Here is a 26,464-nt window from a genome sequence, read left to right as displayed (position 1 = left end):
GCAGCGCAAGGCCCAAGATGCAACTGGTTTTTGATCCCGAACTCGTCGAAAGGAACCGGCTCCGCGCCGCACGGATCGGCGACCGCAGTGCAGGCTTTCTTCTCGATATCGCAGCTGAGGAGCTGGCAGACCGGCTCTCCGCTGTCGAACGTCATTTCGCCGTAGGCGTCGAATTGCACGGTATGACCGGAATGACGGCTGCGCAGATCATGGCGACAGGCAAGGTCGACCGCATGATACGGGTCGAGACGAACCAGGAATTCGGCACCGAAAACGGCCCGCTCACGCTTGCGCCGTTGGAGCAGTTGCCGCTCGCGCCGGAAAGCGTCAATCTGATCGTCTCGCCGCTGTCGGCCCACCTGACCAACGATACGCCCGGCCTTTTCATCCAGGCGCGCCGGGCACTGAAACCGGACGGGCTATTTCTCGCGGCGATCCCCGGCGCCGGCACACTGGCTGAATTGCGCGAGGCCTTGCTGAGCGCGGAAGAGGAACTGACCGGCGGGGTGAGCCCACGCGTCATTCCCTTTATCGACGTGCGCGACACCGGGGCTCTGCTGCAACGCGCCGGCTTTACACTGCCGGTTGCCGATGTCGAGACCTACACAGTGCGTTACGATTCAATTTTCCCGCTGATGCGTGACCTTCGCCACATGGGCATGGCCAATCCGCTCACCGGCCGCTCTCGTACGCCGCCGGGCCGGAAACTGTTCGTCAGGGCAGGTGAAATTTACGCCGAACGTTTCTCCGATCCGGATGGCCGCATCCGGGCGACGTTCTCGATCGTCTACGTCTCGGGCTGGGCGCCTCATGAAAGCCAACAAAAGCCGCTTCGTCCGGGCTCCGCAAAGGTCAGTCTGGCAAAGATTCTGAACGACAAATCGGGCCCGCGCTAAGCGGGCCGACCGTCACGCGGCACTCACGGGGAAGCAAGCGTTCCGTTGCCAAGCGCCTGCGTGGATACGTTGTTGAACGTCGTGCCGATGGCCGAGCCGACCTGAGTGACACCCGCAATGATGGCAATGCTCAAAAGCACGCCAATCAGACCGTATTCGATTGCGGTAGCTCCGTTCCGGTCCTTCAAAAGTCGACGCAAGATCAGCATCCGCAAGTCCTTCCAATTCGGCGCAAGACGCCGCAAGTCAAAAAATAAAGTTCAGCAACCGCTCGTCGAGCCGTCGCTGTTGATAATGCATACGGCCCCCGGCGTGTCCTGAAGGACACTGCGCCGGACGATATAGCGCTTAGGGCCGCTATTCGTTGAAATAGAGCCCGTCACGATCTCATCATAGGCCCCGGGCGCCACCGTTCCAGCCAGCCGAGCACTTTTGCGCTCGATGACAGGTGCGAGAATGAGCGTCAGAGCCACTGCTGCCACGCCGAAAATCACGGCAACATTCAGCGCACCCGATTTGGGCGTTCTGAACGGTGCTGCGGCGACTTCGGTCGATCCGTCATACTGATCTTTTTCGGCCATATCGACTGCCTAACCTATACATGCCGTCTCCAATGCCGAAAAATGTCAGAATCTGATAAAGGAAAGGTAAATTTCCGGCGCCAAAGACTGACCGGATCAGAGAAGGTCGTGCAAAAACGGGATTAGCGGTTCATCCGCAGGTGGCATGGGAAAGTCGCGAAGCTGGGCAGCGCGAACCCATTTGATCTCCTGTCCTTCGGCACCTCGGGCTATGCCCTCGTATCGTCGGCAGACATAAAGCGGCATCAGGAGATGGAAGGTTTCGTAGGTGTGGCTTGCGAAGGTGAGCGGCGCGAGACAGGGAACCTTCGTCTCGATGCCCAACTCTTCGCGGAGCTCGCGAACAAGCGTCTCCTCCGGCGTCTCGCCGGCCTCGACCTTGCCGCCGGGAAACTCCCAGAGCCCCGCCAAGGATTTACCCTCCGGCCGCTTCGACAAAAGGATGCGATTGTCGGCATCGATCAGCGCACAGGCTGCAACGAGGAGAATGGGCCGGGTCATGATGCATTTTCCTTGCGCCAATACCGATAGCGATAGGATTCCTTGAACCCCAGATCCGCATAGAGCGCAAGCGCCGGGGCATTGGAGGCTTCGACCTGAAGCCAGCCCGTGGCCGCGCCGCGCAAACGCGCCCATTTCAGCGCCGCAACCGTGATCTGTCGTCCAAGCCCCTGTCGGCGTTCCGACGGCGCGACGGCGACCTGCTGCAGTCCGGCCATGTCGCCATCATGCACACAGAAGGCCACGGCCTTCGGATGATCGCTGGTCTCGCCAAGGATGAACATTCCCGTTTCCGGCTGGACGGCACGGAAAAGACGCTCCATGGCCACGCGCGGGGTCCGGCTTTTGCCGCCCTCGACCACGAGGCAGGCATCGACGAAGCGGGCGACGTCATGGCTCGGGATCATGTCGAGCCCGGTCGACTGCGCATAGTCGGCAAGCGCCACCGTCTGTACGCTGACTTCGCCTTCGTGGTTCCAGCCGCTCTTGCCGAGCCAATCCAGGAGCGGCTTGGGGCATAATGGCGTCTCCTTGACAACAAGGGGCACACCGGCAGCGGCATACCACGCCTCAATGCGCGCCATGCGCTCCCCAATGTCGCGCGTGTCACCCGGATCGAGCGGCACGAGACAATTCGCCCGCCGCGTCGCATGTCCAGGCGTCAGCCGCTTCTGCCAGCTTCCCTCATATTCGACCGTTTCAGCAGGCCAGGCACGGAAGCCAGCCGCCTCAAGCCGCCGAACGGCGGGAAGGCTCGCCATTCGCTCAGCTCCGGTAATCGCCATTGATGGCGACATATTCCTTGGTGAGATCACAGGTGTAAACCGTTGCCTTGCCATTGCCGAGACCGATATCCGCGCGGATGGCGATATCGTCCTGTTCCATCACGGCAGTCGTTGCCGCCTCGGAGTAATCCGGGTCGCGCTCGCCATCGACAGCGACGCGCACATCACCGAACCAGATCGCCAGCTTGTCGCGATCCGCCATCTCGCCGGACTTGCCGACAGCCATGACGACACGGCCCCAGTTGGCGTCTTCGCCAGCAACCGCCGTCTTGACGAGGGGCGAATTGGCAATCGACAGCGCAATCCGCTTTGCGGCAGCATCGCTTTCCGCACCCGTCACGGTGACGGCAACCATCTTGCGCGCGCCCTCGCCGTCGCGAACGACTTGAAGGGCAAGGTTCATCAGCAGATCGTTCAGCGCCGTCTTGAAGCCCTCAAGGCGCGCATCGCCTGCATCTTCGATCTTCGGCTGGCCGTCGGCAGCGGCTGCGCCCGTTGCGAAAAGAAGCAGCGTGTCGGAGGTGGACGTATCGCTATCGACGGTCACGGAATTGAACGACGGACCAACGCCGGCCGAGAGAAGTCCCTGAAGCGCAGCGGGTGCGATATCCGCATCCGTTGCGACAAACGAAAGCATCGTCGCCATGTCCGGCGCGATCATGCCTGCACCCTTGGCAATTCCGTTGATCGTGACCTTGACGCCGGCAATCTCAGCCGTGCGGGTGGCGACCTTCGGATAGGTGTCCGTGGTCATGATGGCCTTGGCGGCCTCGTACCAGAAGTCCGCCTTGCCATCCTTGGCCAGCGTGTCGAGCACGCCGGCAAACTTCGTCGCATCCAGCGGCTCGCCGATCACGCCGGTGGAAGCAAGAAACACTTCGCTTTCCTTGCACCCCACCGCGGTGGCAGCTGACTTCGCCGTCAACGCCGTCGCCTCACGGCCCTTCTTGCCGGTGAAGGCATTGGCATTCCCGGAATTCACCACAACGGCCCGGGCCGCGCCGCCCGCCAGGTTCTGGCGGCAGAAATCGACCGGCGCTGACGGGCAGCGCGAGCGTGTGAAGACACCGGCGACGGCGGCCGGCTGGTCGAAAACCATCATCAGCACGTCAGTACGGCCTTTGTACTTGATGCCGGCAGAGGCGGTTGCCATGCGTACGCCGCGAAGTGCGGGCATGTCGGGAACGGATTTGGGAGCAAGCGGAGAGACGGTCGTGGACATCAGGCTTCCATCAAAACAGGTCGGACATCAGAAAACGAGCGGGGTCCCGTCAGGACCCCGCATCACAACAGGTTACTGCTGCGGCTGCTGCTGTTCTTTGTTGATCTCCTCGTAGCCCTTCTGCAGGGTCGGATCCACGATCTCGATCTTCGTGCCTTCCTTGGCCTTGGCCAGCAGGGCAAGATACTTGTCCCGCATGACGAGCTGACGGATCTGGTCCTTGACCTGATCAAGCGCCGGCGGCGGTGCGATACGCGTGTCTTCGACCTTGATGACATGGTAGCCGAACTGAGTTTTGACCGGCGTCTTGGTGTATTCGCCCTTCTTCAGCGCGAAAGCCGCATCTTCGAATTCCTTGACCATGCGGCCCTTGCCGAAATAGCCGAGATCGCCGCCTTCAGACTTGTTCGGGTCGGAGGACTTGGCCTTGGCCAGTTCCGCGAAATCCTTGCCGGCGTCCAGATCCTTGATGATGGCCTTGGCTTCGTCCTCGGTCTTCACGAGGATGTGGCGGGCGTGAATTTCTTCCTGCGGCGGGATTTTCTTGATCTCGGCGTCATAGCGCGCCTTGATCTCGTCGTCGGTAACCGTGTTGACAACATACTTGCGGAAATAGGCGTTGTGCAGCTCACGCTCACGCAGGAATTCCAGACGCTTCTTGAAATCGTCCGTCTTGTCGACGCCGTCAGCCTCAGCAACCTTGGCAATCGCCTTCACGTCGATGGCGGCGGACAGGGCTGCGAGTTTCTTCTGCTCGTCGGGAAGCTGGGCAAGCTGCGGATCGAGATTGGCGACGCCGAGATCGATGTCCGACTGATGAATTTCCTGGTCGCCGACCTTGGCCACCACGGGATCGGCGCCGTCGGCGGCATAAGCCGCGCCGGACAATCCGAATGCGGTAACAACGGCCGCAAAGAGCATTTTCTGACGATTGAGCATGTTGAAACCTTTCAAGATGTGAGCGCTGACGGGGATCAGCACCCCTTGTTCGAAGTCACGGCCACTCGAATGTGGCGTTTTGATAGCAGTCCACGGTCGGAACTCTTTGCTCCCTGCGCGGCTGCGCCTCGACGCGCCGGCGCAGCCGGATCAAGATCCCAAATCCCCTCGGAAGCCCGCCATTACCAGCTAAGGGCTTCAACATGAAGGATTTTTTACCCATTCAGCAAGTGCCCACACGTTTTCCGCCACAAAGAGCGCAGAAAGCCCGCAAAGCGCCTGCCCGCAAGGGCCGTTGACATCACTTGGCCCCCCTCTTATCTGTCACGCAACTTCGCGTCCAGATGGGTTTCTGGGCTCAACGCGGTTCCCGTCGTTTTTTTGATGGCTGGGATCGCGATAAGCAACCAAACGAGAAAGGACCATCCTGATGGTCAGCCTTGGCGGCATCGCCCGCAAACTGTTCGGCTCCTCAAATGACCGCCGCATCAAGTCCTATCGTCCTGACGTCGCCGCCATCGGTGCGCTGGAAGACAGCATGAAGGCCCTGAGCGACGCTGAACTGGCCGGAAAGACGGCGGACTTCAAGGCGCAACTGGCGGCAGGCAAGACAACGGACGATCTCGTGGTCCCGGCCTTCGCCGTGGTTCGCGAGGCAGCGCGCCGCTCGCTCGGCATGCGTCCCTTCGACGTCCAGCTCATGGGCGGCATGATCCTCAACGACGGCGCCATCGCTGAAATGAAGACGGGTGAAGGCAAGACGCTTGTGGCAACGCTTGCCGTCTACCTCAATGCACTCGCCGGCAAGGGCGTCCACGTCGTCACCGTCAACGACTATCTCGCAAGCCGCGACGCCCAGCAGATGGGCAAGCTCTACGGCTTTCTCGGGCTTTCGACCGGCGTCATCGTTCACGGTCTGGACGATGAACAGCGCAAAGCCGCTTACGCCTGCGACATCACCTATGCCACCAACAACGAACTCGGCTTCGACTATCTGCGCGACAACATGAAGTTCGAGCGCGGCCAGATGGTCCAACGTGGCCATTACTACGCCATCGTCGACGAAGTGGACTCGATCCTCGTTGACGAAGCGCGCACGCCGCTGATCATCTCCGGTCCGCTCGACGACCGTTCGGACCTCTATAACACGATCGACGCCTTCATTCCGATGCTGTCGGAAGGTGACTATGAAATCGACGAGAAGCAGCGCTCCGCCAACTTCTCGGAAGTCGGCACCGAGAAGCTCGAGAACCTGCTGCGTCAGGCCGGCCTGCTCAAGGGCGAAAGCCTCTACGACATCGAGAATGTCGCAATCGTTCACCACATCAACAACGCGCTGAAGGCCCATAAGCTCTTCACCCGCGACAAGGACTACATCGTCCGCAACGGCGAAATCGTCATCATCGACGAATTCACCGGCCGCATGATGCCCGGCCGCCGCTATTCGGAAGGCCAGCACCAGGCGCTGGAAGCCAAGGAAAAGGTGCAGATCCAGCCCGAGAACCAGACGCTCGCCTCGATCACCTTCCAGAACTACTTCCGCATGTATGACAAGCTCGCCGGCATGACCGGTACGGCCTCGACGGAAGCGGAGGAATTCGCCGACATCTATAACCTGAGCGTCATCGAAGTCCCGACGAACCTGCCGATCAAGCGTATCGACGAAGACGACGAAGTCTACCGGACGGCGGAAGAGAAGTATCAGGCGATCATCACCGAGATCAAAGCCTCGCACGAGAAGGGCCAGCCGGTTCTCGTCGGCACGACCTCGATTGAAAAGTCGGAACTGCTCGCCGAACTCCTGCGCCGCGCCGGCTTCGACAAGTTCGCGGTTCTGAACGCCCGCTACCATGAGCAGGAAGCCTTCATCGTCGCGCAGGCCGGTGTGCCCGGTGCCGTGACGATCGCCACCAACATGGCCGGCCGCGGTACTGACATCAAGCTCGGCGGCAACGTCGAGATGCGTATCGAACAGGAACTCGGCGACCTGCCGGAGGGTCCGGAGCGCGAGGCGGCCATCAAGGCCATCGAGGCCGAAGTTCAGGTCCTGAAGGAAAAGGCGCTCGCCGCCGGCGGTCTCTACGTTCTGGCCACCGAACGCCACGAAAGCCGCCGCATCGACAACCAGCTGCGCGGCCGTTCCGGCCGTCAGGGCGACCCCGGCCGCTCGAAGTTCTACCTCTCGCTTCAGGACGACCTGATGCGCATCTTCGGTTCCGAGCGCATGGACGGCATGCTTCAGAAGCTCGGCCTGAAGGACGGCGAAGCCATCGTCCATCCCTGGATCAACAAGGCGCTGGAACGCGCCCAGAAGAAGGTCGAAGCCCGCAACTTCGACATCCGCAAGAATCTTCTGAAATACGACGACGTGCTGAACGACCAACGCAAGGTCATCTTCGAGCAGCGCATCGAAATGATGGATGCCGAGGACCTGTCGGAAATCATGACCGACATGCGTCATGAAGCCATCGACATGATCGTCGAGAAGCATATCCCCGAGCGCGCCTATGCCGAACAGTGGGATGCCGCCGGCCTCAAGGAAAGCATCGCGGAAATCCTCAACCTCGACATTCCGGTCGAGGAATGGATCGCCGAAGAAGGCATTGCCGAGGACGACGTCCGCCAGCGTCTCATCGAACTGTCCGACAAGGCAGCCGCCGAAAAGGCCGAGCGCTTCGGTCCGGAAATCACCATCTATGTCCAGCGCTCGATCCTGTTGCAGACGCTCGACGGCCTGTGGCGCGAGCATATCGTCAACCTCGACCACCTGCGCTCCGTCGTCGGTTTCCGCGGCTATGCCCAGCGCGACCCGTTGCAGGAATACAAGTCGGAAGCGTTCGAACTCTTCCAGGCGCTGCTGAACAACATGCGCCAGGTCGTCACCAGCAACATGTCGCGCGTCGAGATCGTGCAGGAGCCTCAGCCGCAGGAACTGCCGCCGATGCAGGCACATCACATCGACGGTTCGACAGGCGAGGATGAGTTCTCCGCCATGCAGACCCTCATGGCCACGGCACCGGATGAACGTGACCCGAACCAGCCCTCGACCTGGGGCTATGTCGGCCGCAACGAGCCCTGCCCCTGCGGTTCGGGCAAGAAGTACAAGCACTGCCACGGCGCGCTGAACGCCTGATCGGCTCTGGAAGAAAGACATCGAAACGCCCTGCAGCCCGCGCTGCGGGGCGTTTTATTTTGGCTCTTAGGCTTTCAGATAATCTCTGTAGGACGCAATCGTCTTTTGCAGCCCCTCATCGAAGCTGAAGGCCGGACGCCAGCCAAGCACATCCCGCGCCTTGGCGCAGGACAGCTGCATGTCGGGAATTTCCGACTTCGCCGTGTCGTGGATGACGATCTTCGGCTCGACGCCCATCAGCGATCCGATGCGGGCGACCAGCTGCAGCATGTTGAGGTTAGCCTCCAAGGAGAAGTTGAAGGCCTCCCCAAAACCGTCCTTCGCCCCTGCAAAGCGCTCGATGAGCAGATGGTTCACCAGCACGGCATCCTCGATATAGAGGAAATCGCGCGTGAAGCGTCCGCTGGAGCGCAGCGTCACAGGCTGGCCTTCGAGCAACTGTTTGATCGTGAAGGGGATGATGCGGTTGAAGTTGAAGTCGTAGCCGCCGAAATAATTGCCGCAGCGCACCGTTACGGTCTTCAATCCATACTGCTTGGCATAGGTCGCCGTCAGGTGCTCCTGCGCCACCTTCGCCACTTCGTAGATATGCGTCGGTGTCAGCGGCATATCCTCGGTAAAGGGGATCGGGTTGCCGGAATAGACCTTGTCGGTCGTGTGCGAGATGAACAGCGTTTGCGGGCTCAACCGGCGCAGCGCGTCGAGCAGATTGAGCGTCGAGCGCGCGCTCGTTCCAAAGGTCAACGCCGGGTTCTGCGCCGCCAGCGTCACGTCGCCAACGGCAGCCAGGTGGATGACGACATCCGGGCGAACCGTAGCAACCAGCTCGTCAACGACCGCCGGATCGAGAAGATCGACGCGCGCTTCCTCGCATCGCTTATCGAGGCCGCGCATGTAGTACTGCGCCAGATCGTTCTTGCGGATGGAGCTGCCCGGATTGATCAGGGCAACCACGCGATCGCCGCGATCAAGAAACGACGAAACCAGCCATCCTCCGAGAAAGCCTGTCGCCCCCGTCAGGAGGATCGTCTTTTTCTCCACGCCTGCATCAATCATCGGATTTCCCCGCTCTTTCTCAACAAAGTTCTAAACATTATGGTCAGGAATAGCGAGGCGCCCACACCTTTTCTTAACGCTGATTATGCGATGTTTTTGAGAGGGTTCAGACAAGACAGGCCATGACTGCGTTCGAAGAACTGGGCAAGACGCCGGATGCGCAAGGACATGCGCGTGTGCGGCAAGCAATGGTGATGCTGGTTGCCGTCCTCAAGGGCGGCGATGCGCAGGCGCGCGCCCAGCGCATGGCGCTGTCCGCGTTTGCCATTCGCGTCGTCAGCGCCGCCATCGCCTTCGTCTCGCAGATCATCCTTGCACGATTGATGGGCAATTTCGAATACGGTCTTTTCACCTTCGTCTGGGTGATGACGATCCTGATCGGCAACCTGTCCTGCCTCGGCTTTCACACGACGATCATACGTTTCCTTCCCGAATATCGTGAGGCCGGCGCGCATGCCGAAATCCGGGGCCTCACCTCCACCGCCCGGCTCTTTGCCATGACTGTCGCCACCACAATTGGCGGCCTCGGGCTCGTGGCTCTCCATTTTCTCGGCGACCGGATTGAATCCTACTATGTTGCGCCGCTCTTCCTGGCCGTCTTCGCGCTACCGATGGTCGCGCTGGGCGATGTTCAGGAGGGCACGGGACGCGCCAACAGCTGGCCGATCGCGGCCCTGACGCCGACCTATATCATCCGCCCGCTTCTCATCCTGATCTTCATGGCAGCCAGCGTAAAGGCGGGCTATCCGCCGACCGCGCATACGGCCATGGTCTCGGCGCTGGCCGCCGTCTATCTGGCCTCGATCGGGCAGTTCATCTTCGTCATCACGCGCATCGGCAAAAACTATCCGGCCGAAGCGAACCGGATCGACTTCGGCAACTGGTTCAAGGTCGCGGTGCCGATCTTCTTCATCGAAGGTTTCGTCTATTTGCTGACCAATTCGGACGTCGTGATTGTCGGCTTCTATCTGAACCCCACCGACGTCGCGATCTACTTCGCCGCCGCCAAGACGATGGCGCTGGTCCACTTCGTCTTCTTCTCGGTCAAAGCCGCTGCCAGCGCCCGCTTCTCCATGCTGTGGGCTGCCGGAGACCGCGACGGGCTTGCCAACTTCGCGCGTCAGGCTGCACGCTGGAGCTTCTGGCCCTCACTCGCCATCGGCCTACTGGTGCTGCTGGCCGGCAAGTTGCTGCTGTCGCTCTTCGGCCACGCATTCGTCGCCGGCTATCCGCTTCTGGCCATTCTTCTGGTCGGCATTCTGGCCAAGGCTTCCATCGGCCCCGGCGAGGCTTTGCTGGCGATGGTCGGCGAGCAGCGCCGCTGTGTCGCCATCTACATCATGGCGCTCGCCGTCAATCTCGCCCTCAACATGACGTTGATCCCCGTTTACGGGCTCTACGGCGTGGCGATCGCCACATCCGGCGCCATGGTTTTCGAGGCGCTGGCTCTCCACATCACGATCCGTCGCAGACTGGGCATCACGCTTTCTGCCTTTGTCTTCGCTCCGACGAAATCCGAAAATCGAGGTGAAACATGATCGATCCTGCCTTTCCCTTTCGGGCCGAATCGACCGACAACTCCGCCCCGATGGCAGAGGAGTTCGTTCGCGAAACCCACAGGATCGACGTGGGACGTCCGGGCCGGGCCCTCTATCTCTATGACGCAGAGGCCGGTTTCGAACTGCAAAGCGAACTCGACTACCTCTCGAACCGCGCCGTGGAGGCAAACGTATTCTTTGCCGGCCAGTTTCTGGCCCCGGCACTGCCGCGCCTGGAAGAGCGCCAGATCCGCCTTGCCATCCTACGCGATGTTGAAGGCCGCAAACGGGCGCGCTTCCTCATGCCGTTTTCCGTCGAACGGCCGGGTCTTGGGATCGGCTCATCGATCATGCGCGTCTGGGCCAACCATTTCGCGCCGCTCGGCACGCCGCTGATCGACGCGGAAGGCGCTGCCGAGAGCATCGACAACGTTCTGGAGGCGCTGGCCAATCCGAATTCCGGACTGCCGCAGGTTCTGGTGATTCCGGATCTGAAGATCAACCGGCCGGCGGCCCAGCTGATCCGCGCCATCGCCATGAGCCGCAACCTGCCGCTGGCCATGGTCGACGAACGTCTGCGGCCAATGCTGGAAAGTCTTCTAGACGGCGAAGCCTATCTGAGCGAAACCGTCTCCTCCAAGCATAATCACGAGATGCGCCGCCAGTGGCGCAAACTCTCCGAAAAGGGCGAGGTGGCCTATAACGTCGCCCGCCAGCCGCGCGACATCGTCAAGCGCATGGAAGAGTTTCTGCTGCTCGAATCGAGCGGCTGGAAGGGCAAGGAAAAGACGGCGCTCACCATCGACCGGCTGCGCTCTGCTTTCGCCCGCGAGGCCATCTACAATCTTGCCTCTGCCGACAAGGTGCGTATCCACACGATAGACCTCGACGGACGCGCCATCGCCTCGCTGGTCGTCTTCATGAGCGGCGGTGAGGCCTATACGTGGAAAACGGCCTATAACGAGGCCTATGCCTCCTGCTCGCCGGGCAAGATCCTGATGTCGAAGGTGACGGAATGGCATCTCGATGACGCCAATATCGTGCGCACAGACTCGCTTGCCGTTCCGGATCATCCAGTCATGAGCCGGCTCTGGCGCGAGCGCGAGACGATGGCGACGCTGATCGTCGGCCTCACTCCCAACCGCGACCGTGACGTGCGCCAGATCGCCACGCAGCTCCACCTCTACCAGAACACGCGCGACGTCGCCCGCAAGCTGCGCGACCGGATCATGTCGCTGCGCCGGCGCAGATGATCAGGCGCGCGCTCTCAGTTCGCGACGAATGATCTTGCCGGTCGTCGTCATCGGCAAGGCGTCGAGAAACTCGATCTCGCGCGGATATTCATGCATCGAGAGCCGGTGCTTGACCCAGTCTCGGATTTGCACGGCAAGTTCGGCCGTCGCCGAATAGCCGTCCTTGAGCACGACAAAAGCCTTGACGATCTCGGTGCGCACAGGGTCCGGCTTGCCGACGGCCGCCGCCAACCGCACGGCCGGATGGCCCAGAAGACAATCCTCGATCTCCCCGGGTCCGATGCGATAACCCGACGATGTGATGACGTCATCGTCCCTGCCGAAGAACTCGAAATAGCCGTCTTCGTCCATCACGCCCTGATCGCCCGTGGTCATCCAGTCGCCGATGAATTTCTTCCGCGTCGCCGCCTCGTTGTTCCAGTATCCCAGAAACATGACAGGATCCGGCCGCAGAACCGCAACCTGGCCCGCGACGCCAGGCGGCAGGATATTGCCCGCCTCGTCGATGATGGCGACGCGATGACCCGGAACCGGCTTGCCCATGGAACCCGACTTCGTGACGCCGTGGCGCGCGCTCGCCGAAAGCACGAAATTGCATTCGGTCTGACCGTAGAACTCGTTGACGGTGATGCCGAGATGGGTTCGAGCCCATTCATAGGTTTCGCGCCCGAGCGATTCGCCGGCAGACCCGATCGTGCGCAGCTTCAGATCATAGCGCGAAAGCGGATTGTCGACCGGCCGCAGCAGTCTGAGCGCCGTCGGCGGAATGAAAGCGTTGCGTACGCCCATCTCCGCCATGATCCGGAAGGCCATGTCGGGATCGAACTTCTGTCCCGGCGACGACACGACGGGAACGCCCAGCAGGAGCGCCGGCAGGAGACAATTGAGAAGCCCTCCCGCCCAGGCCCAGTCGGCCGGCGTCCACATCTTGTCGCCGGCCTGACCGAGATCTGGATGGGCAAACTGGATGCCGGGCATATGGCCGGGCAGCACCCGGTGAGCATGCAGGGCGCCCTTCGGCGGCCCGGTCGTTCCAGACGTATAGATCATCAACGCCGGATCGTCCGGCCCGGTCGCAGCCTGCGCCTCCAGCGGCGCATGATCGGCAATCAGGCGCTCCAACGACAGTGCGCCCTCCCCCGCATCTCCGGTCATGATGACATGCTTCAAGGCGGGCAAGGCACCGCCAATATCCTGAAGCTTGGAAAAGCCGAAGCGGTTCGTCACGACGGCCGCGGCGCCGGAATCGTTCAGGCGATATTCAATCGCATCCGCACCGAACAGAAGCGCCAGCGGCAGCGCCACCGCGCCGATCTTGTAGGCCGCGACATGCGCGATCACCGTCTCGAAACCCTGCGGCAGCAGGATGGCCACGCGGCTCCCCCGCGTGACGCCCAGAGAAGCCAAGGCTGCGGCAAACCGGGAAGACCGGTCGGCCAACTGTTGGTAGGTCAGGCTGCCATGCGCGCCATCCGGACTGAAATGTTCGAGGCAGACCCGATCCGGCGCGCGCGCGGCCCAGGCATCGCTGACCGCACGGCCGATATTGAAGTCCTGCGGAATGTCCCAGACGAAATCCCGGACAAGCTCTTCGTAAGTCTCGCGTAACGGCAGCAGCATGAAACATCGATCCTTTTGTGCGGTGCGAAATAGCACCCTTCGCGCCAAAGGATCAAGCTTCAAACATCGTCACGGCTTCAGGCGGGCGACGACGATTGTCTGCAAACGCCCGGAGACATTGGTGTTCCAGGCGGTGAACGAACCCAGTTCGACCAGCCTGTCGGCATGATCGAGCGCCTTTAGCAACTCGTACTGCTCACGCGTTGCAACAAGGGCGCTTTCGCCCGGCGAGGTGAGGAAGGCCATGCGTCCAGCCTGATCGCCGGGAACGTCGCGTATGGGGCTATCGACCGGCCAGCCGAGATAAAAGACCAGGCTGGGTTCCAGATAATCTGCGTCGAACACGGGCGTACCCGGCTTGAAGTCCTTGCGCAGCAATTCGGCGACGGGCTTGGACAGCTTGATATCGCGCTCGAGCACCGGAATGACGAGCAGGAACATGCTTTCCATCAGCAGAACGACGGAAACCAGCGCAGTGCGCATGGCCTGTTCATAGTCACTCAGCCGGTGCAGGAGCGAAATGCGGAACGCAAAACCGATGCAGCCGACGGCAATGACGACGAGCGCGATCTTCAAGAGCAATGTCGGCGCCAGCGCCACAACGGCCAGAAGTGCGGCGGCAAGGCCTGCGATCTGAAGAATATAGAGCCAGCGTCCGATCCGCAGCGAGGTCGTGCCGGCGCTTAGCCGGCCGGCTATAACGCCACCTGCCGCAATCGCAAAGGCGGGGATCATCGGCTCGATGTAATGCGGCAGCTTGGTCGCAGCCAGTGAGAACATCACGAAGCCAGGAACGATCCAGGATAGAAGGAACAGCCGCGGCGAAGGGGTACCTTCCGCTGCCGGCTTGCGCACAATGGCCGACAGCGCCGCCGGCAGGAAAAGGGTCGCCGGCATGAAGCCGATGAAAAGCGTCGGAATATAAGCCGGCAGGAAGGCCAGATAGCCAAGCAGTCCCGGCGCACCGTGGCTCTGCATGGGGTTAAGCGCACGATGGATGACATGTTCGCCAAAGCCGGTCTGCAGCATTTCTCCGTGGCTCATGTTATTGGCGGGGACCGCCCAGAGCAGAAAGATGCCGACGCCGATAAAGGTGGATGCCGCCAGCACGACCATCTGCCAGAAGGGCGGCCGCTCGCCCCGCCGGGAGAAGAACCAAGTGATGGCCACCGCAGGCACGATGATGGAAGGTCCGACCGGCCCCTTGGTCAAGAGCGACAGGGACATGGCGACGAGGAAGATCGCCGCCTTGCCCCAGAAACCCTCACGCTCCTGCATGATCGCAACGAAAGCCCACAGTGCCAGGCAAATGAAACAAACCAGAACGGCATCCAGCATCGCCGTAATGCCGAGATAGATCGTCAGCGTCGATGAGGCGAAGACCAGCATCGACCAGAGGCCGGCGCGGCGGTCGAAAAGCCGGCTGGCGATCAGGAAGATCAGGAAGGCCGATGCCGCAGTGGCAGGCGCGGATGCAAAGCGCGCACCGAGTTCGTTCTGGCCGAAAATGCTCATGAAGAACATCATCAGCCAGTAGATCAGCGGCGGCTTGTCGGGGAACACCGCATCATTATAGGTCGGCAGAATCCAGTTGCCGGACTGAAGCATCTCGACGGCAGCGCGCGCGTAGAAGGCCTCGTCGCGATCCCAGAACATGACCGTGGGCATTAGCGTGATGAGAAAAACAGCAATCCCGATCGAAATCAGGAACGGCAGCCAAAGACTGCCAGCACGGTCAGCCGGAGAGTTCGCATGAGCGCTCATCTAAACCTCAAAAGTCTGTGCCGCATGCGGCGTCCGGCGGTCTTTTAGTGCGCCATCGTGGAAATTGGAAGGAAAAGCTGTCAACCGGCTGTGGAGGCGGGCAGCTCGCAGGTGCGGGGGATCAGGTAGCGCCGCGCGGAAATATCCCCCGTCACAACGTTCACATAAAAGTCCCCTGGCCACGCCAATATCGGGATCATCACGCCGTCGGTGCGCCAGGTCGGGCATCCGCCGGCGCCGGCAAACTGAGCCATCGCCACGAAGCCCCCGAAGAGCAGATAGAGGACAGAGCCCGCAATCAGCGACTTCCAGCCCATGCCGAGAAACACGAAAAGGCCACTGATCAACGCCAGCGCGATAACGGAAAGCAGGACCATCATCGCAACATTCTGCATCAAAAACGCACCTTGAGCCTCGGGGGTGAAAGCCAGTGGTGCCCCATGCCGGGGTCGAACCAGCACTCCTTGCGGAACTCGATTTTGAGTCGAGCGCGTCTACCAATTCCGCCAATGGGGCATTGCCGCAAACCAGGCAAAGCATGGCCGCGGACGCGCCGGACTATACGGACAGCCTATCGCCGGTCAACCGGAAAATGTCGTCACACAGCTGCCATTCGCTTCCGATTTGACAAACAGTTGAACGGCAGCCGAATTTACAGACCGTCCAAAGCCCGCTATTGCAGCACAGCAAAACCGCAAACGCGCGCCGCCGGGCGAACCCGCGAAGGACTTCCATGCTCCGCAGACTTTATGATTGGACGATCTCGCTGGCCGGGAAGAAGAGTGCAGAAGTCTGGCTTGCCATCATCGCCTTCGTCGAAAGCTCGTTCTTCCTCGTTCCGGCCGACGTTCTCTTCCTGCCGATGGCGCTGGCCCGGCCTGAGCGCGCCTGGCGCTATGCTCTCGTCGCAACGGTCTTCTCCGTGCTTGGCGGCATTCTGGGCTGGTATATCGGACACTATGCCTTCGAGGCGGTGGCCAAGCCGGTGCTTGAGTTCTACGGCAAGCTGGAGACCTTCGAGCGGCTGAAGACCGAGACCGGCTTCGGCATGATCGTGCTGCTTCTGATCACGTCCGGCCTTGCCCATCTGCCGCCGATCAAGGTCGTGACGATCCTGGCCGGCGTCGCAAATGTCAATCTCGGCCTCTTCATCATGACTGCAATCGTAGCGCGCGGCGCCCGCTTCTTCCTGCTGGCCGCGCTCCTGAAGATCTACGGCGAGCCAATCCGCGAATTCATCGAAAAGCGGCTCGGCCTGATCGCCGGCGTGATCGCCGCCATCCTGATCCTTCTCTATCTCGTGCTGCATTACCTGCACGCATCCTCATGATCGGCAAAACCATGAACGCGTCCGCAAAGCCCCAGTTTCTTCCTGCAATCCTGCTGGCAGTGGCCATGGCGGCGACTGTCGGAACGGCGCTCGGCTTCCAGTATATCGGCGGCTATATCCCGTGCGCGCTCTGCTACATGGAGCGCGAGCCCTATTACTATGCGATCCCCGTCGCGATCGTTGCTGCCATCGCGGCGCTCATCAACATGCCGAAATGGATCGTCAAGGCGCTGATCGCCATCGTGATGATCGCCATGCTGATCGGCGCGGGGCTCGGCACTTACCATGCCGGCGCCGAATGGAGCTTCTGGCCTGGCCCATCGACCTGCTCGACCCCGGTCAACGCCGTGACCAAGGACGCCGGCAACCTGCTGAGCGACCTCAATTCCGTCCATGGCCCGTCCTGCACCGAAGCGGCCCTGCGCGTCCTTGGCCTCTCCTTCGCCGGCTGGAATGTCGTTGCGAGCCTCATCATCGCCGGCGTCGCGGCGTGGGGTATCCGCCGCAAAGGGTAAGGCTTCAAATTCGCGCCAACGGTGCCGATTTCAGATCGGAAATTCGTCGGGATGAGTCGAAAACGGTGCTGCCGGGAGCCGGAGCGCAGCGTACTTGAAGGTACGTGAGCACCGGAAGCGCAGGCAGCGCCGTTTGCAGGCCATCCCGGCGGATTTATATCTGAAATCAGGGTTGGAGTTCGCTGTCCCAATAGAGATAGTCGATCCAGCTTTCATGCAGATAGTTCGGCGGGAAGAAGCGGCCATTATTGTGCAGCTCCTGCACCGTCGGATGCCAGGGCTTCTGGCGCGGATGCATGTTGGCCTGATGCGGCAGCTTGGAGCCCTTGCGCAGATTGCAGGGCGCGCAGGCCGTCACGATATTGTCCCAGCGGGTCTCGCCGCCATGGGCGCGCGGGATCAGGTGGTCGAAGGTGAGTTCGTCCTCCGACCCGCAATACTGGCATTCGAACTTGTCGCGCAGGAACACGTTGAAGCGCGTGAATGCGGGATAGCGCGCCGGCTTCACATAACTTTTCAGGCAGACAACGCTTGGCAACCGCATCGAGAAGCTCGGCGACGAGACGGCATGATCGTATTCCGCGATGATGTTCACGCGGTCAAGAAAGACCGCCTTGATCGCGTCCTGCCAGGACCACAGCGACAAGGGATAATAACTCAGTGGCCTGTAATCCGCGTTGAGCACCAGCGCGGGCAAGGACTGCGGTGAGACTGCAATCGTCAAGGCGTTCTCCTGATCGATTCGGCATCTTCACTTCCTATACTAGGCTTGTTTTGACGCTATTGTGAAGCCCCCGCAAAAAGCCGGAATTACATCGCTTTCCCGTGGCTTGCGCCAGCGCAAGAGACGCTCAGCCCAAGGGGTCGGCAGCGCGCCGCACCTGCCGGGAATAAAAGGCCCAGAAGAGTCGCGCTGCGACAGATCGCCACGGCGACCAGCATTCGGCAAAACTCGCCAGCCTGCGACCGTTCAGCTTTGCTTCATGCGCAAAGGCGTGGTGCACTGCATGGACCAGCGCAATATCCCCGACAGGGAAGATATCCGGATGGCCGGCGCAGAACATCAGATAAACCTCCGCCGTCCACGGCCCGACGCCCTTGATGGCCGTCAGATGCGCCATCGCCTGCGAGATTTCCAGCCGGCAGACGCCCTGCAGATCCAGCTGCCCGGCAAGTTCCGCATCCGCGATCGCGAGCAGTGTCGAGGCTTTGGCGCGCGAAAGGCCGACGGAGAATAGGCCGTCAGCGCCGAGCGCCATAACGCCAGCAGCCCCCACCTCGCCGTCAAGCCGCACTGCAAGTCGGCCCCAGATCGCCGACGCCGAGGCCTTGGAGACCATTTGCGAAACTACGATTTCCGCCAATCCCGCATAGCCGGCAGGCTGAAGCCGCAGCGGAACCGGCCCGGCATGCACCACGATATCGGCGAGCCGCGGATCGAGCACCACAAGCGCCTCGAGCCCTGCCGCAACGTCGGCTTCGCAGGTGATCGGCTTCACCACACCCTCCTTGGCACCGCCCAAAATTTCTGAAATGAAACGCTATGCCTGAAAAGCCCGCGATCATGCCACCCGTTTTCCGCTTCGCTCCAAGCCCCAACGGCTATCTGCATCTCGGCCACGCCCTTTCAGCCCTTCTCAACGACGAGATGGCGAAGGCCGCCGGGGGGCGCCTTCTGCTGCGCATCGAGGACATCGATATTACCCGCTGCCGTCCCGAATACGAACAGTCGATCCATGATGACCTTGCCTGGCTCGGCATCGCATACGAGCGCCCCGTGCGCCGCCAGTCGGAACATACCGAGGACTATCGCGCTGCACTGGACAGATTGAAGGCCATCGGCCTCGTCTATCCGGCCTTCATGAGCCGCGGCGAGGTCAAGCGCTATGTCGCGGACCACGAGGCGGCGGGCCGGGATTGGCCGCGAGATCCCGACGGTGCGCCGCTCTATCCGCCAATCGACAAGGCCAGTCCGCAAGCCGAAGCCGCCGCCCGCATTGCCGCCGGCGATCAGCATGTCTGGCGGCTCGACATGGCAAAAGCGCTTGCCGAAGCCGGCGAAACGCCATCCTTTGTTGAAACGGGTCCGGCCTGTGCCGGTACGCTGGCGCTCGATCCAGCCCTGTGGGGCGATGTGATGCTCTGGCGCTGGGATGCCCCATCGAGCTATCACCTGTCTGTTGTGGTGGACGATGCGCTTCAGGGCGTGACGCATGTCGTGCGCGGCCTTGATCTTTTCGCCGCCACACCGGTTCACCGGCTGCTGCAAAACCTGCTCGGCCTTCCAGCACCTGTCTACCATCACCACCGCCTGATCCTTGACACGGACGGCCGCAAGCTCTCGAAGAGCCAGGGCGACACCGCGCTAGCGGCGCTGCGCGCGGCCGGTGTTTCGCCCCTCGACATTCGCCGCCGCGTGGGGCTCTGAATCAGCGATCTCGGGCAATGACCGAAAACCGGACCGGCCAAACATGCGGAACACCCTGAACTTCATCATGGCGGCATTGATCTCGCCTCCGATGATGAAGATCACGCCGGTCATGTAAAGAAACACCAGCACGATCATGATCGAGGCGAGACCCGCATAGGTGCGGGTATAATTGGCAAAGGTCGAGATGTAATAGGCAAAGACATAGGCCGAAAGCGCCCAGGCGATCAGCGTGAAGGCAATGCCCGGAACGACCTGAATGAGACGCCGCCGCCCCGCCGGCATGTAGAGATGGACGATGAAGAGGGCTGCGGTCAGCACGATGATTGTGCCCCAGACACGCCAGCTCTCGATCAGATTGATGATCGTCGCGGTCCATGGAAGCCAGCCTTCGACATAGCCGGCCGCTAGCGGCACGACGACGAGAAACACGCTGACGGCTGCCAGCGCCAGCACCGCGGCGAGAACATAGATCAGGCTGATCGCACGGGTGATGTACCAGGGGCGCATCTCGTGAACGCGATAGGCGCGATTGAGCGAGATGCGCAGCGCCTCGATGCCGTTGGAGGCGAAGTAGGCCGCAGCCAGAACCGAGACGGTCAGCAGCCCGCCATGCGGGATGGTCAGAACCTGCACGACCTCCTTGGCGATCGGCTCGGCAATCGTCTCGGGCCAGGTATCGAAGATGAGATGCACGGCCGTTTCGGCAAATTCCTTCGCACCCAGAAAGGTCGCGAGCGTCGTGCCGAAGATGAGGAACGGGAAGATCGCCAGCAGCGACGAGAGCGCCACGTGGCTCGCCATGGCCCAGCCGTCATCGTCGGTGAAGTGGTAGAGCGCGTCATAAAGCACCCTGTAGATCAACTTCCCAAATATCCGCACCGGACCCCCGTCTTCTTCTGTGGTGATGCGCTCAGCTTTGCGAACCGTGGCCATCTCGTTGCGTCACCTTCTCGAATATGGGAAATGCAGATGAGTTTGTACAGGAACCCTCCATGACATCTGGCAAAACGATTCTCATCACCGGCAGTTCCACAGGCATCGGTGCATTTTGCGCCCGTGCACTTCGGGAAAAAGGCTGGCGCGTCTTTGCCACCGTCCGGCATGAAGAGGATCGCGCGCGCCTTGAGGCCGCCGGCATAGAGACCTTCCTGATGGATTATGCCGATCTCGGCAGCATCCGCCGCCTCGTCGCCGATGTGACGGCCAGAACTGGCGGCACGCTCGACGCCCTCTTCAACAATGGCGCTTATGGCCAGACGGGCGCGGTCGAAGACCTGACGGTGGAGGTGCTGAAGGCTCAGTTCGATGCCAATTTCTTCGGCTGGCATGAACTCACCCGTCTGATCGTCCCGGTCATGCGCAGACAGGGCCATGGCAGGATCGTCCAATGCTCCTCGATCCTCGGCGTCGTCCCCGCGCCCTATCGCGGCGCCTATACGGCCTCCAAATTCGCCCTCGAAGGCTTGTCCATCACGCTGCGGATGGAGCTTGCCGGAACAGGCATCCATGTCTCGCTGATCGAACCGGGCCCCATCGAGTCGCGTTTTCTCGCCACCGCGCTGGAAAAGTTTCTCGCCAACATCGATTATCACAACTCGGTTCACGCCGCCTCCTACGAGCGCCAGCTCGGCCGCTTGAAAGGCGAACGCCGCGCGAAAGGCAAGCTCGGGCCGGAGGCCGTGATGGCGGTTCTTGAAAAAGCGCTCACCTCAGCCAATCCAAAGGCGCACTATCCCGTAACCACAGTGGCAAAACAGGGAATGCTTTTGAAAAAGCTGCTTCCTGCGGATATGTTTTACAGACTGATCACAAGAGTCGGCTGAACGCCGCGAAAAAGGAAACATCATGGGGGGATTCACCTATATTCTGGCGATCATTTTCATGGTCGCCACCGCCCTCGTCCTCATCCGGGGCCTTTGGAACCTCCTGAAAGGCGGCAGCGGCAACACATCCAACAAACTGATGCAGATGCGCGTGGCGCTTCAGGCGATCGCGGTCGCGCTGATCATGCTGACGCTTTGGCTGACCGGCGGAGGCCGCTGATACGACATGGTAAAACTGAACAAGATCTATACCCGCACCGGTGACGACGGCACGACCGGGCTTGCAGGCGGCGACCGCGTTTCGAAGACCGACCTGCGCGTCGAAGCCTATGGCGTGGTCGATGAGACCAATTCCTTCATCGGCGTGGCGCGCCTGTCGACGGCAGACATGCCTGAACTCGACCCGATCCTGGCCGCCATCCAGAACGCGCTTTTCGATCTGGGTGCCGACCTCGCCTCCCCCGGCACCCCGGAAGAACTGGGCTATGAGCCGCTGCGTGTGACGCAAAAGCAGGTCGATGATCTCGAACATGCCATCGATGCGCTGAACGCCGGCCTTCAGCCGCTGAAATCCTTCGTTCTGCCTGGCGGTTCGCCGGCCTCTGCCGCGCTCCATGTCGCCCGCACGGTGTCCCGCCGCGCCGAGCGCCTGATGGTGGCGCTGAACCAGCGCGAGCATGGAGGCATCAACCCGGCGGCAATGCGCTACATCAACCGCCTGTCCGACCTGCTCTTCGTCGCCGCCCGCGTCGCCAACGACAACGGCGCCAGCGATGTGCTCTGGGTGCCGGGGAAGGACAGATAGACACATGTTCCTGCCGATCCACGACCAGAACGGCCTGAAATACATCAAGCGCGCTTACGTGAATTATGCGCTGATTATTGCCAACATTCTCGTCTGGATCGTCTTGCGGCGTGAAACGGTGCTCGAACAGAACACAGTCCAGATGGCGCTCGGTTTCATCCCGGGCGTGCTCTTCAACGGCGACCATCTCGACCCATCCATCGTGCTTGTGCCGACCTGGGCGACCTTCGTCACCTATGCGTTTTTCCACATCGACTTCATGCATATCGCGGTGAACCTGCTCTTCCTCTTTGTCTTCGGCGACAATGTCGAAGATGCGCTCGGGCATTTTCGATATGCCGTGTTCTATCTTGCCTGCGCGGCCTTCGGCGCGCTGGTGCACGGCCTGACGGACCCGACATCGCAGATCCCGCTGATCGGTGCATCGGGCGCGATCTCCGGGGTTATTTCCGCCTACGTGCTGCTGCATCCGCGCGTCCGCGTCTGGGCGCTCGTGCTCTTCGGCATCCCGCTCCCCCTGCCCGCCTTCATCCCGCTTCTCTTGTGGATTGGCGAACAATTCTACATGCTGGCGACCGACAATAGCGGCATGGTCTCATGGGGCGCACATACCGGCGGTATCGTCGCGGGTGCCATCCTCGTGATCCTTCTGAAAAGGCCCGGCGTACCGCTTCTGGACCGCGGCGCCGAACAGAACGGACCACCGATACGGTAAACGGCGACGGGACATTTTTTCGCATTCCTGAATTTCACGGCTCTGCTGATCCAGCCGTGAATATTATTGACCTTGACGTAAACGTAAGATAGAGAAGTCCGGAGTTCTGGGAGGGCTGGCGATGCGGTTCCATCGCGCACCGTCTCCAGACGCCGAAAAAAATCCCCCCGGCGATGGGATGCGCGTTGAATTTGGAGGAAAAACGCTTATCCATGTCGCCAACCGGCAATTGGCCGCGTGTGGATTAACGCATGTTCCTCCAGGAAATTGCGAAGGAAGGGCTCCATGAAGATTGTTGTCACAGTGAAGCGCGTTGTCGATTACAACGTGAAGATCCGCGTCAAGGGCGACGGAACGGGCGTTGAGCTCGCAAACGTCAAGATGTCGATGAACCCGTTCGACGAAATCTCCGTCGAGGAGGCGCTTCGCCTCAAGGAAGCCGGCAAGGCGGATGAAGTCGTCGTCGTCTCGGTCGGCCCGGCCAAGGCCGAAGAAACCATCCGCACCGCACTCGCCATGGGCGCCGACCGCGGCATTCTGGTTGAAACGGAAGAAACCGTCGAGCCGCTCGCCGTTGCCAAGATCGTCAAGGGCGTCGTCGAAGCCGAACAGCCTGGCCTCGTCATTGTCGGCAAGCAGGCGATCGACGACGATTCGAACCAGACAGGCCAGATGCTCGCAGCCCTGCTGGGCTGGGCTCAGGGCACGTTCGCATCGAAGGTCGAAATTGTAGACAGCTCCAAGGCCAACGTGACGCGCGAAGTCGACGGCGGTCTCCAGACCATCGAAGTCAAGCTTCCGGCCATCGTCACCACCGACCTTCGCCTCAACGAGCCGCGGTATGCCTCGCTGCCGAACATCATGAAGGCCAAGAAGAAGCCGCTCGACAAGAAGTCGCCCGCCGACTACGGCGTCGACGTCTCGCCGCGCCTCAAGGTCCTGAAGACCGAAGAGCCGGGCGGCCGCAAGGCCGGCGTCAAGGTCAAGACCGTGGGCGAGCTGGTTTCCAGCCTCAAGTCCGCCGGCGTCCTCTAAGAAACGGAAGGGAGATCCAATCATGACCATTCTTCTCGTTGCCGAACACGACAACAAGACCCTTTCCGACCAGACAGCCAAGGCGCTCACGGCTGCCACCAAGATCGGTGGCGACGTTCATGTGCTGGTCGCAGGCAGCGGCGCTGCCGCCGTAGGCGAACAGGCTGCCAAGCTTGCAGGCGTTGCCAAGGTTCTCGTCGCTGACGATGCCGCCTATGGCCATCAGCTGGCAGAACCGGTTGCGGCCCTCATCGTGTCGCTCGCCGGCTCCTATGACGCGATCGTGGCCGCAGCCACCGCCACGGGCAAGAACATCCTGCCGCGCGTCGCAGCGCTTCTCGACGTCGCACAGATCTCGGAAATCATCGAGGTCGTTTCGGCCGACACGTTCAAGCGTCCGATCTATGCCGGCAACGCCATCCAGACCGTTCAGTCGACCGACGCCAAGAAGGTGATCACGGTGCGCACCGCATCCTTCGCCGCTGCCGGTGAAGGTGGTTCGGCCTCCGTCGAGACCGTTGGCGCTGCCGCCAACCCGGGCGTTTCGTCCCATGTCTCGGATGCACTCTCCTCGTCTGATCGTCCGGAACTGACCTCCGCCAAGATCATCATCTCGGGCGGTCGTGCACTCGGCTCGTCGGAGAAGTTCCAGGAAGTCATCCTGCCTGTTGCCGACAAGCTGGGCGCTGCCGTTGGCGCATCACGCGCTGCCGTCGACGCAGGCTACGCCCCGAACGACTGGCAGGTCGGCCAGACCGGCAAGGTCGTGGCACCCGAACTCTACATCGCCTGCGGCATTTCCGGTGCCATCCAGCACCTCGCCGGCATGAAGGACTCGAAGGTCATCGTCGCCATCAACAAGGACGAGGAAGCCCCGATCTTCCAGGTCGCCGACTATGGCCTCGTCGCGGATCTGTTCGAAGCTCTGCCGGAGCTTGAAAAGGCGCTTTGAGTCGAGCGGGAATATAGATTGAAACGGGTCGGCATTCGTGCCGGCCCGTTTTGCGTTTGCGGGTGAGGTTCCCCCTCTGGCTGAAGCCATCTCCCCCACAAGTGGGGAGACGGAAAGAAGCGCCTGCATCGCCCCGATTGAGCACCGAGTTTTTCACGCCGTTTGTGATCGATGGCGCACTTATGGGTGCCGCACGGTCTCCCTCCCCCTTGTGGGGAGGGTGGGGAGGGGCCTTAATCTCCCGCAAACGCCGGATTTACCCCAGCCGATCCCTCAACGCATACCACGTCATCGCCAGCACCAGCAGCGGCAGCCGCATGGCCGTTCCGCCCGGAAACGGCACCGACGGCAGCGAAGCCATCAGATCGAACCGCTCGGCCTGCCCGGCAATCGCATCCGCAATCACCTGCCCCGACAGCGTCGCCAGCGCCACACCCTGTCCGGAGAACCCGCCCGCCGTCAGGATATTCCCGGCGTGCCTGCGGAAATGCGGCATCCGGCTCATGGTGATCCCAAGCGTTCCGCCCCAGCGGTAATCGAAGGGCACATCCTTCAGATGGGGGAACACCTGGCTCATCGGCCGCCGCACGATGCCATCGAGATCGGCCGGGAAACGATAGCCGTAGCTCTCACCGCCACCGAAGAGCAGCCGGCGATCCTGTGTCAGGCGGAAATAGTTGATGACGAATTTCGAGTCCGCGACCGCGTAGTCCTGGGTCAGCACCCGCGCCGCCTCGTTCTCCGTCAGCGGCCGCGTCGTCCCGATATAGGCATTGATCGGCATGACATAGGGCGCGTCTTCGCCGACCAGCCTTCCACCATAGCCGTTGACGCCCACCACGACATGATCGGCCCGGATCGTCGCCCGATCCGTCTTCACGATCGCCGGACTACCCTTTTCGATGGAAACGACCCGCGCATTCTCATGCAGCAGCGCGCCATCGGCCTGCGCGGCGCGGGCAAGCCCGAAAAGATAGTTCAGCGGATGCAGATGCCCCGCATCACGATCCAGCAGGCCGCAGCAATAGAAATCCGTCGGCAGCAGCGCATGCAGCGCGTCGCGCTCAAGCAATTCCATCGACGTGACGTCGTAATTCTCGCGCATCGTCGCGGTGAGTTCAGCGAAATGACGCGCATCACCGGCGCGGTGAGAACTGTGAATGACCCCCGGCTTGAAGCCGCAGTCGATCTTATGTTCGGCAATCAGTGCCTTGACCAGATCGACCGCCTGCGTGGCCACCGTCCAGAGCCGGCGCGCCGTCTCGCGCCCGTATTTCGCTTCCAGCACCGGCTGGTCGAGCCGCATGCCGGTATTGACCTGCCCGCCATTACGCCCCGACGCACCCCAGCCGATGCGGTTCGCCTCCAACAGCACAACCCTGTAGCCGCGTTTTGCCAGATGCAGAGCGCTGGACACACCGGTAAAGCCGCCTCCGATGATGCAGACATCGCAGCGAATTTCGCCTTCCGGTGGGGGCGCCGCTTCAAACGGATGCGCGGTCGCCGCGTAATAGCTTTTCGGATAGCGGCCGGTATCGCCGTTGATCGTCAGGATGTCCACGCCGTCACC

Annotated in this window: 27 protein-coding genes and 1 tRNA gene; 13 read left to right on the top strand and 15 right to left on the bottom strand. The window is 61.4% G+C overall.

Translation table 11 applies throughout. From position 1 onward, the window contains the following. Positions 1–17 precede the first annotated feature (17 nt). Positions 18–896, top strand: a complete 879-nt coding sequence (locus LQK83_RS16230; protein ID WP_230838427.1) for a methyltransferase domain-containing protein — start codon at positions 18–20, stop codon at positions 894–896. A gap of 23 nt (positions 897–919) precedes the next feature. Here the strand turns inward: LQK83_RS16230 and LQK83_RS16225 are convergent, their stop codons facing one another. The 6 genes from LQK83_RS16225 to LQK83_RS16200 form a co-directional block, all read right to left on the bottom strand. Further along, positions 920–1,105, bottom strand: a complete 186-nt coding sequence (locus tag LQK83_RS16225) for a Flp family type IVb pilin (RefSeq protein ID WP_230838426.1) — start codon at positions 1,103–1,105, stop codon at positions 920–922. Between the two features lie 51 nt (positions 1,106–1,156). After that, positions 1,157–1,477, bottom strand: coding sequence for a hypothetical protein (locus LQK83_RS16220; RefSeq protein WP_230838425.1), 321 nt, complete (start codon positions 1,475–1,477; stop codon positions 1,157–1,159). Between the two features lie 96 nt (positions 1,478–1,573). Continuing rightward, the gene (mutT, locus tag LQK83_RS16215) at positions 1,574–1,978 is read right to left on the bottom strand and encodes an 8-oxo-dGTP diphosphatase MutT (protein ID WP_230838424.1); all 405 of its coding nucleotides are present in this window, start codon (positions 1,976–1,978) and stop codon (positions 1,574–1,576) included. Beyond that, positions 1,975–2,739 (bottom strand): GNAT family N-acetyltransferase, encoded by a 765-nt coding sequence (locus LQK83_RS16210; RefSeq protein ID WP_230838423.1) that lies wholly within the window; start codon positions 2,737–2,739, stop codon positions 1,975–1,977. The genes mutT and LQK83_RS16210 overlap by 4 nt, the downstream gene beginning before the upstream one ends. A 4-nt stretch (positions 2,740–2,743) precedes the next feature. Then, on the bottom strand, positions 2,744–3,985 hold the full coding sequence (gene argJ / locus LQK83_RS16205) for a bifunctional glutamate N-acetyltransferase/amino-acid acetyltransferase ArgJ (RefSeq protein ID WP_230838422.1): 1,242 nt from the start codon (positions 3,983–3,985) through the stop codon (positions 2,744–2,746). A gap of 72 nt (positions 3,986–4,057) precedes the next feature. Further along, positions 4,058–4,924, bottom strand: a complete 867-nt coding sequence (locus tag LQK83_RS16200; protein ID WP_442966779.1) for a peptidylprolyl isomerase — start codon at positions 4,922–4,924, stop codon at positions 4,058–4,060. A 430-nt stretch (positions 4,925–5,354) separates the two neighbouring features. Between LQK83_RS16200 and secA the strand changes: the two genes are divergently transcribed. Then, positions 5,355–8,057: a preprotein translocase subunit SecA gene (gene secA, locus LQK83_RS16195; protein ID WP_230838421.1), complete on the top strand. Its 2,703-nt coding sequence runs from the start codon at positions 5,355–5,357 to the stop codon at positions 8,055–8,057. Between the two features lie 66 nt (positions 8,058–8,123). On the opposite strand, the gene LQK83_RS16190 is transcribed toward secA, so the two are convergent. Next, on the bottom strand, positions 8,124–9,113 hold the full coding sequence (locus tag LQK83_RS16190) for an NAD-dependent epimerase/dehydratase family protein (protein WP_230838420.1): 990 nt from the start codon (positions 9,111–9,113) through the stop codon (positions 8,124–8,126). 188 nt (positions 9,114–9,301) lie between these two features. Here LQK83_RS16190 and LQK83_RS16185 point away from each other — a divergent pair, with 188 nt between their 5' ends. Next, a complete protein-coding gene (locus LQK83_RS16185; protein ID WP_230838455.1) occupies positions 9,302–10,651 on the top strand; it encodes a lipopolysaccharide biosynthesis protein in 1,350 nt (449 codons plus the stop codon). Positions 10,652–10,701: 50 nt separating this feature from the next. Further along, the gene (locus LQK83_RS16180; RefSeq protein WP_442966781.1) at positions 10,702–11,904 is read left to right on the top strand and encodes a GNAT family N-acetyltransferase; all 1,203 of its coding nucleotides are present in this window, start codon (positions 10,702–10,704) and stop codon (positions 11,902–11,904) included. Here LQK83_RS16180 and LQK83_RS16175 read toward each other — a convergent pair whose 3' ends face one another. The 4 genes from LQK83_RS16175 to LQK83_RS16160 all read right to left on the bottom strand — a co-directional run bounded on the left by LQK83_RS16175 (position 11,905) and on the right by LQK83_RS16160 (position 15,804). Continuing rightward, positions 11,905–13,524, bottom strand: a complete 1,620-nt coding sequence (locus tag LQK83_RS16175) for an AMP-binding protein (RefSeq protein WP_230838418.1) — start codon at positions 13,522–13,524, stop codon at positions 11,905–11,907. 69 nt (positions 13,525–13,593) lie between these two features. Beyond that, a complete protein-coding gene (locus tag LQK83_RS16170; RefSeq protein WP_230838417.1) occupies positions 13,594–15,288 on the bottom strand; it encodes an ArnT family glycosyltransferase in 1,695 nt (564 codons plus the stop codon). An 80-nt stretch (positions 15,289–15,368) separates the two neighbouring features. Continuing rightward, complete coding sequence (locus LQK83_RS16165) at positions 15,369–15,683, bottom strand: hypothetical protein (protein ID WP_230838416.1); 315 nt, start codon at positions 15,681–15,683, stop codon at positions 15,369–15,371. A 36-nt stretch (positions 15,684–15,719) separates the two neighbouring features. Then, a tRNA-Leu gene (locus tag LQK83_RS16160) sits at positions 15,720–15,804 on the bottom strand. Positions 15,805–16,021: 217 nt separating this feature from the next. On the opposite strand from LQK83_RS16160, the gene LQK83_RS16155 reads away from it, so the two are divergent. Together LQK83_RS16155 and LQK83_RS16150 are read left to right on the top strand one after the other, a co-directional pair. Further along, the gene (locus LQK83_RS16155; RefSeq protein ID WP_230838415.1) at positions 16,022–16,618 is read left to right on the top strand and encodes a YqaA family protein; all 597 of its coding nucleotides are present in this window, start codon (positions 16,022–16,024) and stop codon (positions 16,616–16,618) included. A gap of 11 nt (positions 16,619–16,629) precedes the next feature. Beyond that, the gene (locus LQK83_RS16150) at positions 16,630–17,133 is read left to right on the top strand and encodes a disulfide bond formation protein B (RefSeq protein WP_230838414.1); all 504 of its coding nucleotides are present in this window, start codon (positions 16,630–16,632) and stop codon (positions 17,131–17,133) included. Positions 17,134–17,299: 166 nt separating this feature from the next. On the opposite strand, the gene LQK83_RS16145 is transcribed toward LQK83_RS16150, so the two are convergent. Both LQK83_RS16145 and LQK83_RS16140 read right to left on the bottom strand, forming a co-directional pair. Then, complete coding sequence (locus LQK83_RS16145) at positions 17,300–17,857, bottom strand: HNH endonuclease (protein ID WP_230838413.1); 558 nt, start codon at positions 17,855–17,857, stop codon at positions 17,300–17,302. Positions 17,858–17,984: 127 nt separating this feature from the next. After that, positions 17,985–18,632: a DNA-3-methyladenine glycosylase family protein gene (locus LQK83_RS16140; RefSeq protein WP_230838412.1), complete on the bottom strand. Its 648-nt coding sequence runs from the start codon at positions 18,630–18,632 to the stop codon at positions 17,985–17,987. 44 nt (positions 18,633–18,676) lie between these two features. Here LQK83_RS16140 and gluQRS point away from each other — a divergent pair, with 44 nt between their 5' ends. Beyond that, complete coding sequence (gluQRS, locus tag LQK83_RS16135; RefSeq protein WP_230838411.1) at positions 18,677–19,561, top strand: tRNA glutamyl-Q(34) synthetase GluQRS; 885 nt, start codon at positions 18,677–18,679, stop codon at positions 19,559–19,561. Here gluQRS and LQK83_RS16130 read toward each other — a convergent pair. After that, on the bottom strand, positions 19,499–20,425 hold the full coding sequence (locus LQK83_RS16130) for a YihY/virulence factor BrkB family protein (RefSeq protein ID WP_269065659.1): 927 nt from the start codon (positions 20,423–20,425) through the stop codon (positions 19,499–19,501). The two genes, gluQRS and LQK83_RS16130, sit on opposite strands and share 63 nt — an antisense overlap. A 131-nt stretch (positions 20,426–20,556) precedes the next feature. Between LQK83_RS16130 and LQK83_RS16125 the strand changes: the two genes are divergently transcribed. From LQK83_RS16125 to LQK83_RS16100, 6 genes are all read left to right on the top strand, one after another. Next, entirely contained in the window at positions 20,557–21,387 is an 831-nt protein-coding gene (locus LQK83_RS16125; RefSeq protein WP_230838409.1) for an SDR family oxidoreductase, read from the top strand. Positions 21,388–21,409: 22 nt separating this feature from the next. Continuing rightward, a complete protein-coding gene (locus LQK83_RS16120) occupies positions 21,410–21,607 on the top strand; it encodes a twin transmembrane helix small protein (protein ID WP_230838408.1) in 198 nt (65 codons plus the stop codon). Positions 21,608–21,613: 6 nt separating this feature from the next. Next, a complete protein-coding gene (locus LQK83_RS16115; protein WP_230838407.1) occupies positions 21,614–22,192 on the top strand; it encodes a cob(I)yrinic acid a,c-diamide adenosyltransferase in 579 nt (192 codons plus the stop codon). Positions 22,193–22,196: 4 nt separating this feature from the next. Beyond that, on the top strand, positions 22,197–22,907 hold the full coding sequence (locus tag LQK83_RS16110; protein WP_230838406.1) for a rhomboid family intramembrane serine protease: 711 nt from the start codon (positions 22,197–22,199) through the stop codon (positions 22,905–22,907). A gap of 285 nt (positions 22,908–23,192) precedes the next feature. Beyond that, positions 23,193–23,942 (top strand): electron transfer flavoprotein subunit beta/FixA family protein, encoded by a 750-nt coding sequence (locus LQK83_RS16105; RefSeq protein WP_230838405.1) that lies wholly within the window; start codon positions 23,193–23,195, stop codon positions 23,940–23,942. A gap of 22 nt (positions 23,943–23,964) precedes the next feature. Beyond that, positions 23,965–24,894, top strand: a complete 930-nt coding sequence (locus LQK83_RS16100) for an electron transfer flavoprotein subunit alpha/FixB family protein (RefSeq protein WP_230838404.1) — start codon at positions 23,965–23,967, stop codon at positions 24,892–24,894. Between the two features lie 256 nt (positions 24,895–25,150). On the opposite strand, the gene LQK83_RS16095 is transcribed toward LQK83_RS16100, so the two are convergent. Next, a complete protein-coding gene (locus LQK83_RS16095) occupies positions 25,151–26,455 on the bottom strand; it encodes an NAD(P)/FAD-dependent oxidoreductase (protein ID WP_230838403.1) in 1,305 nt (434 codons plus the stop codon). Between the last annotated feature and the right edge of the window lie 9 nt (positions 26,456–26,464).

The sequence above is a fragment of the Rhizobium sp. C1 genome (genome assembly GCF_021026335.1).
Classification (GTDB): Bacteria; Pseudomonadota; Alphaproteobacteria; order Rhizobiales; family Rhizobiaceae; genus Ensifer_A.
This window is presented reverse-complemented; position numbering and strand designations above follow the sequence as displayed.

Excerpts from the sequence above, each read along its gene's own strand:
- LQK83_RS16230 (WP_230838427.1), top strand. The coding sequence starts at position 18 with ATGCAACTGGTTTTTGATCCCGAACTCGTCGAAAGGAACCGGCTCCGC.
- LQK83_RS16225 (WP_230838426.1), bottom strand. The coding sequence starts at position 1,105 with ATGCTGATCTTGCGTCGACTTTTGAAGGACCGGAACGGAGCTACCGCA.
- LQK83_RS16220 (WP_230838425.1), bottom strand. The coding sequence starts at position 1,477 with ATGGCCGAAAAAGATCAGTATGACGGATCGACCGAAGTCGCCGCAGCA.
- mutT (WP_230838424.1), bottom strand. The coding sequence starts at position 1,978 with ATGACCCGGCCCATTCTCCTCGTTGCAGCCTGTGCGCTGATCGATGCC.
- LQK83_RS16210 (WP_230838423.1), bottom strand. The coding sequence starts at position 2,739 with ATGGCGAGCCTTCCCGCCGTTCGGCGGCTTGAGGCGGCTGGCTTCCGT.
- argJ (WP_230838422.1), bottom strand. The coding sequence starts at position 3,985 with ATGTCCACGACCGTCTCTCCGCTTGCTCCCAAATCCGTTCCCGACATG.
- LQK83_RS16200 (WP_442966779.1), bottom strand. The coding sequence starts at position 4,924 with ATGCTCAATCGTCAGAAAATGCTCTTTGCGGCCGTTGTTACCGCATTC.
- secA (WP_230838421.1), top strand. The coding sequence starts at position 5,355 with ATGGTCAGCCTTGGCGGCATCGCCCGCAAACTGTTCGGCTCCTCAAAT.
- LQK83_RS16190 (WP_230838420.1), bottom strand. The coding sequence starts at position 9,113 with ATGATTGATGCAGGCGTGGAGAAAAAGACGATCCTCCTGACGGGGGCG.
- LQK83_RS16185 (WP_230838455.1), top strand. The coding sequence starts at position 9,302 with ATGGTGATGCTGGTTGCCGTCCTCAAGGGCGGCGATGCGCAGGCGCGC.
- LQK83_RS16180 (WP_442966781.1), top strand. The coding sequence starts at position 10,702 with ATGGCAGAGGAGTTCGTTCGCGAAACCCACAGGATCGACGTGGGACGT.
- LQK83_RS16175 (WP_230838418.1), bottom strand. The coding sequence starts at position 13,524 with ATGCTGCTGCCGTTACGCGAGACTTACGAAGAGCTTGTCCGGGATTTC.
- LQK83_RS16170 (WP_230838417.1), bottom strand. The coding sequence starts at position 15,288 with ATGAGCGCTCATGCGAACTCTCCGGCTGACCGTGCTGGCAGTCTTTGG.
- LQK83_RS16165 (WP_230838416.1), bottom strand. The coding sequence starts at position 15,683 with ATGCAGAATGTTGCGATGATGGTCCTGCTTTCCGTTATCGCGCTGGCG.
- LQK83_RS16155 (WP_230838415.1), top strand. The coding sequence starts at position 16,022 with ATGCTCCGCAGACTTTATGATTGGACGATCTCGCTGGCCGGGAAGAAG.
- LQK83_RS16150 (WP_230838414.1), top strand. The coding sequence starts at position 16,630 with ATGAACGCGTCCGCAAAGCCCCAGTTTCTTCCTGCAATCCTGCTGGCA.
- gluQRS (WP_230838411.1), top strand. The coding sequence starts at position 18,677 with ATGCCTGAAAAGCCCGCGATCATGCCACCCGTTTTCCGCTTCGCTCCA.
- LQK83_RS16125 (WP_230838409.1), top strand. The coding sequence starts at position 20,557 with ATGACATCTGGCAAAACGATTCTCATCACCGGCAGTTCCACAGGCATC.
- LQK83_RS16120 (WP_230838408.1), top strand. The coding sequence starts at position 21,410 with ATGGGGGGATTCACCTATATTCTGGCGATCATTTTCATGGTCGCCACC.
- LQK83_RS16115 (WP_230838407.1), top strand. The coding sequence starts at position 21,614 with ATGGTAAAACTGAACAAGATCTATACCCGCACCGGTGACGACGGCACG.
- LQK83_RS16110 (WP_230838406.1), top strand. The coding sequence starts at position 22,197 with ATGTTCCTGCCGATCCACGACCAGAACGGCCTGAAATACATCAAGCGC.
- LQK83_RS16105 (WP_230838405.1), top strand. The coding sequence starts at position 23,193 with ATGAAGATTGTTGTCACAGTGAAGCGCGTTGTCGATTACAACGTGAAG.
- LQK83_RS16100 (WP_230838404.1), top strand. The coding sequence starts at position 23,965 with ATGACCATTCTTCTCGTTGCCGAACACGACAACAAGACCCTTTCCGAC.